Raw genomic sequence first — 13,171 nt, forward strand, 5'->3', positions numbered from 1 at the left:
ACGTACGAAGTACGACGCGTTGAAGGTAGGAGCGTGACCGTGTTTCGTCAACGCTTCCGGCAGAGGAAGTTACGGAGGGAGCCGTGCAGGGCGTCGAGGAGGGAGCCGAGGAGAGACGTGAGGCGCGGGCGTCCGGGGGTCCGCGCCTTCCCCGGGGCGGGGGCGCATCCGGATGTTCGCTCCCGCGATGCCGTACCGGAGTACGCGTACGGGCTGCCCGCTCGGCGGACAGCCCGTGACTCATCCCATGGAGACGGAAGTTCGGCAGGAAGACCGGCGCGCCGGCCCCGTGCGGCGGCCGGGCGGCCGGGCCGCCGCCGGCCGCCGTGGAGTCCGTGCGCTTCCGTGTGCTTCCGTGACGCGGCGGCGCCGAACCGCACCCCGCCGCCGGCCGCTCCCCGCTACGGCTTCCAGCCGGGGTCACGGCCGCTGAGGCCGATCACACGGTCGAGGAGCGGTGCACCGTCCGGCACCGGGACGACGGGGCCGAAGATGCCCCCGACGCGGGTCGGGTCGTCGGCCACACCGGCGAGGAACCGGTGCGTCACCTCCAGGGCGGTGTCGTCGGGGGTGTACTCCTGGCCGGTGGCCCGCGCGAGGTCCCAGCCGTGCACCACCAGTTCGTCGGCGGCGACGGCCGCCACGACCTCGGCGGGCAGAGTCACTCCGCCCGCCCGGGTCGTTCCGGTCCAGGCGGCCGGGTTCCGCCAGGCGTCGGCGAGTTCGTCGAGCGCCTTCGGCAGAGCCGCACGCCAGTCCGGCCCGATGTCGGGCAGGGAGGCGGCCGGGCTGGTGTCGGTCGTGGGGCCCAGGTCCTTGCGCCCGGCGTCACGGAAGGCGACGGCCAGTCCGGCCAGATGCCCGAGCAGGTTGCGTACCGCGTACTCCGGACAGGGGGTCACCCCGTCGAGCTGCGCGTCCGTGACACCCTCCGCGAGGCGCGCCACGACGAGGGCCTGCGGCCCGAAGTCGAAGGTCTGACCGGTCATTCGATTCTCCTCAGAACGCGTATCCGTCTGCTTGTCGGTTCGGGGACCCCCGGGAACACGGGGGCACCCGTGAGCGAGACCCGTGGGACAGGCCCCTCGGGGCACTCCCGTGAGGAAGCCCGCCCGGGCAGGTCCGCAGGGGACTCCCGCGAAGGAGACCCGTGCGGAATCCCACGAGGGCGACCCCTCGGACAAGCCCATGGGGGCGCTCCCGCCGGGGCGAGCCGTCGGGCAGGTCCGTGGGTGCACTCCCGTGGGGTAGACCCCGTCCGTACCCGAGACTCATCGGTTCCCCGGCGCGGGGTTCCGCACCGGGGCGGCCGGACGGCCCGGCGGCCCGCTCCTCCGTATGCAGCAGCGGCGCAGGCGGAGCGATCATCCGGGACCGAAGCTGGGCGTGCCCACGCCCCGCCCGACTCGGGAGATCCCCATGCCCCTGCCCCGCCGCCCCCGGCTGCGCCCCTCCCTCGGCGCCCTGCTGGCCGCCGCCTGCCTGACCGGCGCCGTGGCCGCACCGGCCGACGCCGGCCCCGGCTCCGCGGACCGCGACCACGACCGCGCCCTGCGGAAGCAGCTCGAAGAGCTGGTGCGCAGCCCCGGCGGCCCGCCCGGTGTCATCGCCGTCCTGCGCCGCGAGGGCGAGTCCCGTGTCGTGCGCGCCGGAGTCGCCGACCTCGGCAGCGGACGTCCGATCGAACCGGACGACCACACGCGGATCGCGAGTACGGCGAAGGCGTTCAGCGGCGCCGTGGCGCTGCGCCTGGTGGACCGGCGCGCGCTCTCCCTCGACGACACCATCGGCCGCCGGCTGCCGTCCCTGCCGCGACAGTGGGGCGCCGTGACGCTGCGCCAGCTGCTGAACCACACCAGTGGACTGCCCGACTACTCGCAGAGCCCTGAGTTCATCAAGATCCTCACCGCCGATCCGCACCACCACTTCGACTCGCGCCGGCTGCTCGACTACGTGGCCGGCGAGCCGCTGCTGTTCCGGCCGGGATCGCGGTACAAGTACTCGAACTCGGACAACATCGCGGTCGCGCTGATGGCCGAGGCGGCGACCGGGACGCGCTACGAGCAGTTGCTGCGGGGACTCGTCTACCGGCCGCTCGGCCTGCGCGACACGAGCCTGCCGCAGGGCTACGAGATGCCCGAGCCGTACATGCACGGTTACGACGTCACGCCGCCGAATCCGCCGGAGGACGTCAGCGAGGTGCTCAGCGCGTCGGGCGTGTGGGCGTCGGGCGGGATCATCTCGACCCCGGCGGACCTGACCCGCTTCATCCGCGGGTACGCGGGCGGGGCCCTGATCTCCGGGGCGACCCTGCGCGAGCAGCGCCGCTGGATCGACGGGGCCTCGGAGCCGGCGGGACCCGGCCGCAACAAGGCGGGAGCGGCGATCTTCCGCTACTCCACCCGCTGCGGAGTCGTCCTCGGCCACACCGGCAACTTCCCCGGCTACACCCAGCTGATCGCCGCCACACCGGACGGCCGGCGGTCACTGACCTTCTCGCTCACCACCCAGGTGAACGAGTCGACCAAGCCCGAGCTGCTGAAGGAGCTGCGCAGGGTCGAGGAGAATTTCGTCTGCGCCCTGCTGAAGAACTGACCGAGAGAATCCCCGGCGGGGCGCCCGGACCGGCACGGACGCCCCGCAGAGCGTTCACCTTCATTTCATTGCAACGAATTCGGTCGGAGCGTTGCATTAGAATCTGAACCATTGCAACGAATTTCCGGCATTGAACTGCAATAACAAGGGAGTTGAGCAACAAGCATGTTGCCTCATCCATGAATGCAACGTAGCGTTTCCATTGTCAGAAACAAACAGGGAACGCACGTGACGCAGACAAAGGAGAGCACCATGCAGAAGTTCGACACCCCCGCCCCCGTTTCGGCCGTCGTCGACATCCCCGCGGGACGCATCCGGTTCATCGCCGCCGACCGTGCCGACACCACCGTCGAGGTCCTGCCCGCGGACGCCTCCAAGGGCCGCGACGTGAAGGCGGCGGAGCAGACCGAGGTCTCCTGCGCCGACGGTGTCCTGCGCGTCGAGATCCCGGGGGCGAGGAACCGGCTGCTCGGTTCGTCCGGGTCCGTCGAGGTGACCGTGCAGCTGCCGGCCGGCTCCCGCGTCGAGGCGAAGGCGGCCGCCGCCGAGCTGCGCGGCGTGGGGCGGCTCGGCGACGTCGCCTTCGAGGGCGGCCACCGCACCGTCAAGCTCGACGAGGCCGACAGCGTCCGCCTGACCGGCCTCGACGCCGACATCACCGTCGGCCGCCTCAACGGCACCGCCGAGATCAGCACGCAGAAGGGCGACCTGAACATCACCCGGGCCGCACAGGGCACCCTCACACTCAGCACCCTGGCGGGCGACATCACCGTCGGCCAGGCCGCACAGGGAACCCTCACGCTCACCACCCGGAAGGGCGACATCACCGTCGGCGCGGCCCCCGGCGTCTCCGCGACCCTGGACGCCGGCACCACCCTCGGCCGGATCAGCAACACCCTCAAGAACACCGGCGACACCCCCGCCCTGACCATCCACGCCACCACCGCCCACGGCGACATCACCGCCAGCAGCCTGTGACGGGCTGACGTCATGGCCCGTGCCCGCCCCCTTCGCCCCGTCCCGGGCGGAGGGGGCGAAGTACGGGTGACCCCCGGCGGGCGGGCGCGGCAGAGAATCGGGACCCCTAGGGCCTGTCGTCACATTCCCGTCTGCCCCGCAACGTCTGGCACGTACTCTCGCCGCACCGAGCGAAAGCCCGAGTACGTCCAGTACGAGGACTTCCACCCGGCACGCCGAGAGCACGCACCAGACGCCGCGAGGCCGCCCTCCGGGCGACGACGGGAATGTGACGACAGGCCCTAGTCCAGCCCCGCCAACGCCCTCCGCACAGCGTCCAGATCGGCGTCCGAGGCCAACCCCGCGTGATACAGGCGCAGTTCCGTGGCGCCGAGCGCGGCCGCGCGGGCCGCGTCGGCCGCCAGACCGTCCGGCCGGCCCCCCATCCCGGACACCACGGTGAAGTTGGCGGCCAGCACCCTGCCCCGCGCCCCTGCCCGCACCGCCTCCGAGAACGGCGTCAGCAGACCCGCGCCTCCGGTACACGGCACGACCACACCGTCGGCCACGGACAGGATGTGCCCGGGGTCCACCCCGGCGTTGGCGCCGCAGTGGAAGGACACGGGGTCGGCGTGCAGCAGCACCTGGAAACCGGCCGGCGCGGCGGAGCGCACCGCCGAGACCGTCTCCTCCTGGAGCGAGCGGGCCACGTGGTCGCGCCAGACGCGGGTGGCCGCCGCGGTCCCCGCCCCGAGCAGCTTCTCGACTCCGGCCCAGCCGCCTCCGGACGGCTCCCCCCGCCACACCGGCTCCAGCGCACCGCGCACGAAGGACGCCAACTCCTGGGCGTCGAGGCCCTCTCGGCCGTACCCCTCCGCGCACACGGCGCAGAAGCAGAGAGACATCAGATACTGCCCGGCGTCCCCGAGCGGCACCCCGCCGGTCTTGTCGTGGGCGTGCAGATGAGCGAGCCCGTACCAGCCGAGCGACTCCAGTTCCGTACCCGCCGCACCGGGCCGGACCGCGGCCTCCACCGCGAGGTCGGCCAGGTAGGCACGGGTGGCGGGCCGGGCGACACAGGGGGCCCAGGGGTAACGGTCCCCGTAGGCGTTGACGACGGAGGTCTCCGGATGCTCCTCCCCCATACGGGAGTTGTGCGCGAGCACGACCCAGGTGTGGACGTCGAGCCCGGCCCCGGCGAGCGCGGCGGCGGCCTCGCCGTACGCGTCACCGGGTGCCCAGGCCCCGGCCGGGTACGGGCGAAGGGCCCGGCCCCGCCACCGCGCCTCGTCCACCGGATACAGCACGGCGGCGTGCGCGGCCGTGACGACCCGGTGCCGGGGGTGGCGGGGCGTCAGCGCGCGCGTGGAGTGATAGGCGGACGCGAGCGTCACCTGGCGGACACCGAGACCTGCGGTCCTGGCGGCGGCCTCCGGGTCCCCGTCGACGTCCCAGGGATAAAGGAACGCGGACGCCCTCACAGGCCCTCCTCGATGAGCGCGTAACCGCGGTCGATCAGCTGCGCGAGCTGTTTGACATGGTCCTCGGCCGGTTCGTGCAGCGGGGGCCGCACCTCGCCGACGTCCAGTCCGCGCAGCCGCACACCGGCCTTGACGAGGGCGACCGCGTAGCCGCGTCCCCGCGCCCGCAGATCGGCGAAGGGCCGGTAGAAGCCGTCCAGCAGCCGGTTCACCGTCGTGTCGTCCCCGGTGTTCAGGGCCCGGTGGAAGGCCAGCGCGATCTCGGGGGCGAAGCAGAAGACCGCCGAGGAGTAGAGCGTGATGCCCAGCCCCCGGTAGGCGAGCCCGGTCAGTTCGGCCGTCGGCAGACCGTTGAAGTAGAGGAAGCCGCCGGGCGTCTCGCTGCGTACGGCGCTGACGATCCGCTGCATCAGGTCCAGGTCGCCGAGCCCGTCCTTGAAGCCGATGATCCCCTCGGTGCGGGCGAGTTCGACCGCGCTCGCGGGGGTGAAGACGGCATTGTCGCGCTGGTAGACGATGACGTCGAGGGAGGTGGCGACGGCGATCTCCCGGTAGTGCCGCAGCAGTCCCTCCTGCCCGGCCGTCACGAGATACGGCGGCATGGCGAGCAGTCCGTCGGCCCCGGCGGCCTCCGCGAGGCGCGCGTAGCGCACGGCGAGGGCGGTCCCGTATCCGGCGCCCGCCACCACCGGGACGCGCCCCTTCGTCGCCTCCACAGCCGCCCGCACCAGGACCTCGAACTCCTCGGGCACGAGCGCGTGGAACTCGCCGGTGCCGCAGCACGCGAAGACCGCCGCCGCTCCGGCCTCGACGCCGCTTCGCACGTGCTCCCGGTAGACGCCGGGATCGACGGCGCCGTCGGGGCCGTACGCGGCGACGGGGAAGAAGAGCGGCCCGCTGGGAATGCTCAGCCGAGCGGCAAGAGGGGCTGACGTCACGGACTCTCCTCGTAAAAGATGCCCACCGAGTGCACGTTTCTGATCCACGTCCATATCCCTGAACGCGCCCACGCTAAGCCGCCACCTCCGGGCCGGTCAAGCACGCAAACCCGCAACACGAAGGCGGATTTCCCCCCCTCCGCGTGACACTTGACGCGACGCGCCGACGCTCCTTAGCGTGTCCACGGATGTGAATCTGATACACGAATACGGCTGACCGAACAGAGTCCCACCGACCGCCCCACGGGCGGAGCCCCCACCGACCGACCGACCACCCACCGACCGCCCCACGACGCCCGGCCCTGGCGCACCGCACCCCCACGGAGGAGACCCCGCATGCCCGCTCCCCGCACCGTTCTGCTCACCGGCGCCGCCGGCGGACTCGGCACCCTGATGCGCGGGCTGCTGCCGGCGTACGGCTACGAGCTGCGCCTGCTCGACATGCTCCCGGTCGAGGGCGAGCCGGAGGCGATCACCGCGGACCTCGCCGACCGGGCGGCGCTGCGCGCGGCGGTGCGGGGCGTCGACGCGATCGTCCACCTCGCGGGCATCTCCCTGGAAGCCTCCTTCGACAAGATCCTCAAGGCGAACATCGAGGGGACGTACAACCTGTACGAGGCGGCGCGCGAGGAGGGTGTACGCCGTGTCGTCTTCGCCTCCTCCAACCACGCGGTCGGCTACACCCCGCGCCCGCGGGGGGACGACCCCCTGATCCCCGTCGACACCCCGCGCCGCCCCGACACCTTCTACGGCCTGTCCAAGTCGTTCGGCGAGGACCTGGCGCAGCTCTACTGGGACAAACACGGCCTGGAGACCGTCTCGGTGCGCATCGGGTCCTGCTTCGCGGAGCCCACCAGCGTGCGCATGCTCTCGGTGTGGATGAGCCCCGAGGACGGTGCCCGCCTCTTCCACACGGCTCTGACCGCCGAGGACGTGGGGCACTCGGTCGTCTACGGCTCGTCCGCCAACACCCGCCTGTGGTGGGACCTCTCGACGGCACGGGCCCTCGGCTACGAACCGCGCGACGACTCCGAGCCGTACGCCGAGAAGCTCATCGCCGAGCAGGGCGAGCTCGACCCGGACAACCCGGACCACGCCCACCTGGGCGGCCACTTCACCACGCACCCGCCGATCTGGCCGTACTGACGCGGCGGTCGAAGGCCGAGGGGCGGGCGGGCACCGAACGGGCAGTTCTACAGCGGGTGTCGGTCATCCCCGTCATCGCATCCGACGACCACCACCCGCAAAGATCACGCATTCGAGACAAGAACTCCCGTTCCCTCCCGAACTTCGTACGCACGGAGACCGCCGACACTCACTCGCACACGCCAGAGCACCCTTGAACGCAGTCAACGCGCAGCAGTTGCCAACCCCCAGGCGCTGGAACAGTTCGCGTCGGGCGTAGGCCGCAAGATCGTCGTAGTGCCCTGAGAAATCCCGCACGCCGGGTCCCGGACCACCGGCCCGGGACCCGACGCACGCCCCGCCCCCCGGTCCCGGGCCCGCACCCCTGCCCCTGCCCCTACCCTTGAGTAAGGGAACGGTAAAGCGCCTCCGCTCGTTACCCCAGTCATGACAGCTATGACGCCCGGCTCGAACATCCCTCTCCCCGTCTCCCGCGTGACGGTGGACGTCACCGCCCCGGTGCGGCTCGACGTGTCGAGCCTGCTGCTCACCGCCGACGGCAAGGTGCGCTCCGACGCCGACTTCATCTTCTACAACCAGCCCACCGGCCCCGGTGTGACCTACCGCTCGGGCGGCGGCACGGAGCCCGACGCGATCACGGTCGACACGGCCGCGGTGCCCCCGGGCATCGAGAAGATCGTCGTCACCGCGAGCCCCGACGCGGCGGGCCAGTCGTTCCAGGGCATCGAGCCCACGGCCACCATCCGCAACGCGGACGACAACACGGTCCTGGCCACCTTCACCCCGCCCCACCTCGGCACGGAGACGGCCCTGGTGATCGTCGAGGTCTACCTCCGGGGCGGCGCCTGGAAGGTCCGCGCGGTCGGCCAGGGCTACGCGAACGGCCTGGCCGGCATCGCCACCGACTTCGGCGTGAGCGTGGAGGAACCCGCCCAGCCGACTCCCGTGGCCCAGCCCCCGGCCGCGGCCCCCCACCTCACCGCCCCGCAGCCCCCGGCCGCTCCCCCGGCCCCGCCGATGCCCCCGGCGCCGCCCGCCGCCACCGGCAAGATCAACCTGGACAAGGGCCGGGTCAGCCTCCAGAAGAACCAGACGGTGTCCCTGGTCAAGGGTGGTGCCCCGCTCCTGTCCACGGTCCGGATGGGCCTCGGCTGGGAACCCGCGTTCCGTGGCAAGAACATCGACCTGGACGCCTCGGTCATCGCGTACGGCCCGCAGCGCAACCACATCGACAGCTGCTACTTCGGCAAACTGTCCATCGTGAACGGCTCGATCAGGCACTCGGGCGACAACCTCACGGGCGAGGGCGGCGGGGACGACGAGGTGATCACCGTCGACCTCGGCCGTCTGCCCCAGGAGGTCACCGGCCTCGTCTTCACGGTGAACTCCTTCTCCGGCCAGAAGTTCACCGATGTGGCCAAGGCGTACTGCCGCCTCATCGACGCCGTCAGCGGCGAGGAGCTCGTCCGCTTCGACCTCACCAACGCCGAAGCCGAGACGGGCGTCATGATGGCCAAGCTGATCAAGCAGTTCTCCGGCGAGTGGGAGATGACGGCCCTGGGCAGCTTCGTCAAGTCCCGCACGGTCCGCAGCATGGTGAAGCCGGCAGCGGAATCCCTCTGACCCGAGACGAGCCACCCCCGGCCGGGGGCGAGAGCCCGGCCCCCGGCACCGCGTTTCCTCGCCCCCTCCGCCCCTGCCCGACCCACCCCTGGGGCTCCGCCCCAGACCCCGCTCCTCAAACGCCGGAGGGGCTGGACCCTCCCCGGCCGGAACTGAAAAGTGGACCGGTCGGGGCCGGAATACGGACCGGTACCACCACGCACCCGCAGCCGGGATCCGGCAGGAGGGGCCGTGCCGGTACATCGATGCCCGTCGCCACCGACGCCCACACCTCACCCGACGGCGACGGGCTGATGCACCGGCACGGCCCCGACCCCCAACCGGACCGACCCCGCGACGGCCGGCGCGAGCGAACCCGCTACGCCCGCAACCCCTCCGTCAGCAGCGACACATACCGACGGATGTACGCCCCGTCCCCGCTCCCGAGCTCCGACGCGGTGGCCACCCCGTGCGCCAGCCGCAACACGTCGATCGGCTCCACGTCGGTCCGCAGGGTCCCTTCCCGCTGAGCGGCCTCGACCAGCCGCCCCGCCGCCCCCTTCACAAAGGCCCCGCACCGGGCCAGCACCTCGGAGCTCCCGTCCGCGACGGCCGACCCGAGCAGCGCTTTCAGCCCGCGGACCTGGATCATCCCGAGGCCGAGTTCGTTGAGCCACTCCACGAGGGCCTCCCCCGGCGGCAGCTCGGCCGCGAGCTCGTCCGCACGGACGGCGAGCGCCTCGACGGCGTCCACGTAGACGGCCTCCAACAGCGCCTGCCGGGTGGGAAAGTGCCGGTACAGCGTCCCTGATCCCACCCCGGCCCGCTTGGCGATGTCGTCCAGGGACGCGTGTTCCCCGTGTTCGGCGAACGCGGCCGCCGCCTCCTCGAGGAGCCGCTCATAGTTCCGCCGCGCATCCGCCCGCATCGGCTTGACCTGGGCCATTCAGATACTCCTTGCGAACCGGGGACCCTCTCCGTATCTTGGCGAGAGTCAAACGGAGACAGTCCCCGCTTATCTCGGCGAGCAGTCCGCGCTGCCCACCCGCACCGTACCGGGGACGCCGGACCAGGAGAACTCCATGCCCACCCCGTCCACCGACACACCGTCAACCACCTTACGTACGAGCCGACTTGGCCCAGCCGGTCCGACCACAGCCGCCACCCTGCTCGTGATCGTGACCGCCTACCTGATGGTCGGAGTCGACTCCACCGTCGTCAACGTCGCACTGCCGGACATCCAGCGGGACCTCGGCTACACCTCCACCGGCCTGTCCTGGGTCCTCAACACGTACACGCTCGCGTTCGGCGGCCTGCTCCTCCTCGGCGGCCGGATCGGCGACATCGCGGGCCGCCGCCGCACCCTCGCCACGGGCGCCCTCCTCTTCGCCGCCGCCTCCCTGCTCGGCGGCCTCGCCACCGAAGGGTCCTGGCTCCTCGCGGCCCGCGCGCTCCAAGGCGTGGGTGCCGCGCTCATCGCTCCCAGCACCCTCGCCCTCATCACCACCAGCTTCCCCGAAGGCCCCCGGCGCCATCACGCCCTCGGCATCTACTCCTCGATGGCGGGGATCGGCGCGTCCGTCGGCCTGGTCCTCGGCGGCATGCTCACGTCGTGGGCGTCCTGGCGCTGGTCCCTGCTGATCAACGTGCCGATCGGCATCGCGGTCGCCGCCGCCCTCCCCCGCTTCGTCCCCGAGACCCCGCGTCACGCGGGCCGCTTCGACGCGGCCGGCGCCCTCACCGGCACAGCGGGCACGGCCTCACTGGTCTACGCGTTCATCCGGGTCTCGGAGGAGGGCTGGAGCGACGCCCCGGCGACGACGGCCTTCGGCGCGGCGGCGGCCCTGCTCGTCGGCTTCGTCCTGGTGGAGGCACGCGCGGAGCAGCCCGTCATGCCGCTGCGCCTGTTCGCGCACCGCAACCGCGCCGGGGCCTACGCCGGTGTCCTGCTGCTGCCCGCTGGCATGTTCGGCGCGTTCTACTTCCTCACGCTGGTCGGCCAGCAGGCGCTGGGATACAGCCCGTTGCGCGCCGGCTTCGCCTTCCTTCCCATGACCCTGCTGATGTTCACGACCGTGCGCTTCGTGCCCCGGCTGCTCCAGCGCTTCGGCGCCAAGCCCGTCCTGCTCACCGGAATGTCCCTGATCGCCGTCGCGGGCGGCTGGCTGTGGCGGCTGGAGCCCGGCGACGGCTACCTCGTGGGCCTGCTCGGCCCACTGCTGCTGCTGGGGCTGGGCGTCGGTCTGAGCTTCCTGCCGCTCAACGCCACCATCCTCGCGGGCGTCGAACCGCGGGAGGCGGGGTCCGCCTCCGGACTCCTCCAGACCCTCCAGTGGCTGGGCGGCACCCTCGGGCTCTCCGTCCTGGTCACCGTCTTCGGCACGGCGACCCGGCACGCCCACGGCTCGCCCACGGAGATCCTCACCGAGGGCTCGGCCCGCGCGTTCGGCGCCGGCTCCCTGATCGCCCTGGCCGCACTGGTGCTGTCGGCGCTGGTGATCACGAGCGCCGGACGCGAACGCGGCGCCTAGGGGGTGTCCTCACCGGACCCGGCACGCGCGAGGGCGCGGCCCGTACCGAAGTACGGACCGCGCCCACCCCGGGCTTCAGACCCGACCGCTCAGCCCCCGAGCCTCAGCCCGCCTGGGCCCACGGCCAGTCCGCGTCCCGCGCCGACTCGAGGAGCGGCACCATCCGGAAAGCCGCGTCCGAGAGCCCTCCGAAGGTGTGGCGGTTGCCCTTGCCCGAGGGGCCGTGGCCCGCCTGGTAGCCGGCGAGGTTCCACGTGTAGACCGGAACGTGCGCCGGCACCTGCTCGGTCGGGTCGCCGTACTGGCTGTACATGGCCTGCTCGTCGGTGACGATGAGGACCCTGTCGTGCTTCTTGTAGTGCGCGCGGACCGCCTCGGTCGTGTCGGTGCCGCCGAGGTCGCCGAACCGTCCGATGACCTTGAGCACGGACTCGCCCGCGCTGAAGTCCACTCGCTTGCTGGTGGTGCCGAACTCGACGAGGTCCGCGTCCGCCGCCCGCAGCGCGAGCGCCGTGCCGAAGATCGCCGCCGCGTCGGCCCGGTTGAGCTCGGAGCGCTCCGACAGCCGCGAGTAGAACATCGAGCCCGAACGGTCCACGAGCACCAGGGTCCGGCCGGGCAGCGCGGGCACGTTGGCCAGCGAGTGGCCGAGCGCCTGCTCCAGCGGGTACGACCAGCGCAGCGACGGCGCGTGCTGGTAGGCCGCGAGGTAGCGGAACGGGAACTGCCGCGAGCGCGCGACCTCCGCCGGGTCGCTGATCTTCGCGGCGACCTGTGCCGCCACCTCGTCACTGACGCCGGCCTCGTCGAAGTTGCGCAGGTTGCGGACGAGCGCCATGGCACCCATGGACGGGATGACGGCCTCCCAGGCCGCCTTGTCCATCGGTCCCTGGAGCCAGCCGGCCAGCGCCTCCCAGGTCATGCCGGCCTCCGCCAGACGCTGCGCGCCCTGCGAGCCGGTGACGACCTTGCGCCGCTTGGCGGGCCGCAGCGCCATCAGGTCGCGGTGGGCGGCGAGCACGGGCAGCGACTTGGGGACGACGGCCGTGTCCGGGTTGTGGCGCCGGTCCAGCGCGTACTGGAACAGGTCGCCCTGCCACGGCTTGTCCGGGTCCGGCGCCGCGTGCACGAGGTTGAGGATGTCGCCGAAGCGGTAGCCCTTGGACGCGGTGTCGTACTTCAGCAGCGACTTGGCGCTGTACATACGTCGTACGGCGTCGGCGACGCCCCGCTTGACGGGCTTGGGCACGCTGCGGCCGTACCGGGAGGTCCAGTAGGCGAGCAGCTCGCCCGGCTCGTCCGGACGGCGCAGTACGGAGGCGATGACCTGCCGGTTGGCCGGGCCGTCGGTGGCGCCCGCGTCGAGGCGTGCCTTCACGTACTCGGCGGCGCCCACGAGCGAGGCCGTACGCAGGTTTCCCTCTCCGCGCAGCCAGCCGAGCAGACCCGCGGTCCAGGACGGATCGGTGACGGCGAGCTCGCGCACGAGCGCGGCGAACCGGTCGTCGCGGGCGTCGCCGGTCTCGTAGAAGGTCTGCTGCGAAACGAAGTTGGCGATCGCGAGCAGGAAGAGCTCGGAGCGTGCGTCGCGCTCGCGGCCGAGGCCGCCCTGGTGCGTCCGCAGCACTCGGCCGGTGGACGTCACGCGCGAGGTGGGCTGTGCCTTCGCCGTCTTGTTGTTGAAGCGTGCCATGGTGAATTCCCCCGAATTCGTGAGTTTTTCGGAGGGAGGCGCAGCAAATGGAAGGTGTCCGAGGTCAGAATTCGGCAACGGGCTTACGCAGGCGCTCGGCCGGGTTGAGCCACACCGACCGGACGTCGGTGACGGGATTTGAACCCGCATCCTCCTGATCCCAGATGAAGTAACCGTCGCCTGCGCACCGGGCACCCACCATGAGCTGCGCCTCCCGAGATCAAGTCG

At 72.0% G+C, this 13,171-nt stretch carries 10 protein-coding genes; 5 read left to right on the plus strand and 5 right to left on the minus strand.

Annotated elements, in window-relative coordinates:
* Nucleotides 1-401: 401 nt before the first annotated feature.
* Entirely contained in the window at nt 402-989 is a 588-nt protein-coding gene (locus ACH4S8_RS36035) for a TIGR03086 family metal-binding protein (RefSeq protein ID WP_398401804.1), read from the minus strand.
* A 430-nt stretch (nt 990-1,419) separates the two neighbouring features.
* Here ACH4S8_RS36035 and ACH4S8_RS36040 point away from each other — a divergent pair, with 430 nt between their 5' ends.
* Nucleotides 1,420-2,595, plus strand: a complete 1,176-nt coding sequence (locus tag ACH4S8_RS36040) for a serine hydrolase domain-containing protein (protein ID WP_398401806.1) — start codon at nt 1,420-1,422, stop codon at nt 2,593-2,595.
* Nucleotides 2,596-2,847: 252 nt separating this feature from the next.
* Nucleotides 2,848-3,573 carry a DUF4097 family beta strand repeat-containing protein gene (locus ACH4S8_RS36045; RefSeq protein WP_398401903.1) on the plus strand — a complete coding sequence of 242 codons (726 nt, stop codon included), beginning with the start codon at nt 2,848-2,850 and terminating at the stop codon, nt 3,571-3,573.
* 281 nt (nt 3,574-3,854) lie between these two features.
* Here ACH4S8_RS36045 and ACH4S8_RS36050 read toward each other — a convergent pair whose 3' ends face one another.
* On the minus strand, nt 3,855-5,033 hold the full coding sequence (locus ACH4S8_RS36050; RefSeq protein WP_398401808.1) for a hypothetical protein: 1,179 nt from the start codon (nt 5,031-5,033) through the stop codon (nt 3,855-3,857).
* The gene (locus ACH4S8_RS36055; protein WP_398401810.1) at nt 5,030-5,971 is read right to left on the minus strand and encodes a 5-dehydro-4-deoxyglucarate dehydratase; all 942 of its coding nucleotides are present in this window, start codon (nt 5,969-5,971) and stop codon (nt 5,030-5,032) included. The genes ACH4S8_RS36050 and ACH4S8_RS36055 overlap by 4 nt, the downstream gene beginning before the upstream one ends.
* Before the next feature lie 336 nt (nt 5,972-6,307).
* Here ACH4S8_RS36055 and ACH4S8_RS36060 point away from each other — a divergent pair, with 336 nt between their 5' ends.
* Together ACH4S8_RS36060 and ACH4S8_RS36065 are read left to right on the plus strand one after the other, a co-directional pair.
* Complete coding sequence (locus ACH4S8_RS36060; protein ID WP_398401812.1) at nt 6,308-7,117, plus strand: NAD-dependent epimerase/dehydratase family protein; 810 nt, start codon at nt 6,308-6,310, stop codon at nt 7,115-7,117.
* 435 nt (nt 7,118-7,552) lie between these two features.
* Nucleotides 7,553-8,740, plus strand: a complete 1,188-nt coding sequence (locus ACH4S8_RS36065; RefSeq protein WP_398401905.1) for a TerD family protein — start codon at nt 7,553-7,555, stop codon at nt 8,738-8,740.
* 358 nt (nt 8,741-9,098) lie between these two features.
* Here ACH4S8_RS36065 and ACH4S8_RS36070 read toward each other — a convergent pair whose 3' ends face one another.
* Nucleotides 9,099-9,665, minus strand: coding sequence for a TetR/AcrR family transcriptional regulator (locus ACH4S8_RS36070; protein ID WP_398401814.1), 567 nt, complete (start codon nt 9,663-9,665; stop codon nt 9,099-9,101).
* 136 nt (nt 9,666-9,801) lie between these two features.
* Between ACH4S8_RS36070 and ACH4S8_RS36075 the strand changes: the two genes are divergently transcribed.
* Nucleotides 9,802-11,250, plus strand: coding sequence for an MFS transporter (locus ACH4S8_RS36075; RefSeq protein ID WP_398401816.1), 1,449 nt, complete (start codon nt 9,802-9,804; stop codon nt 11,248-11,250).
* Between the two features lie 103 nt (nt 11,251-11,353).
* On the opposite strand, the gene ACH4S8_RS36080 is transcribed toward ACH4S8_RS36075, so the two are convergent.
* Nucleotides 11,354-12,943 (minus strand): TROVE domain-containing protein, encoded by a 1,590-nt coding sequence (locus tag ACH4S8_RS36080; protein WP_398401818.1) that lies wholly within the window; start codon nt 12,941-12,943, stop codon nt 11,354-11,356.
* Nucleotides 12,944-13,171: the final 228 nt, after the last annotated feature.

The organism is Streptomyces sp. NPDC021080 (assembly GCF_044333225.1).
GTDB lineage: Bacteria > Actinomycetota > Actinomycetes > Streptomycetales > Streptomycetaceae > Streptomyces.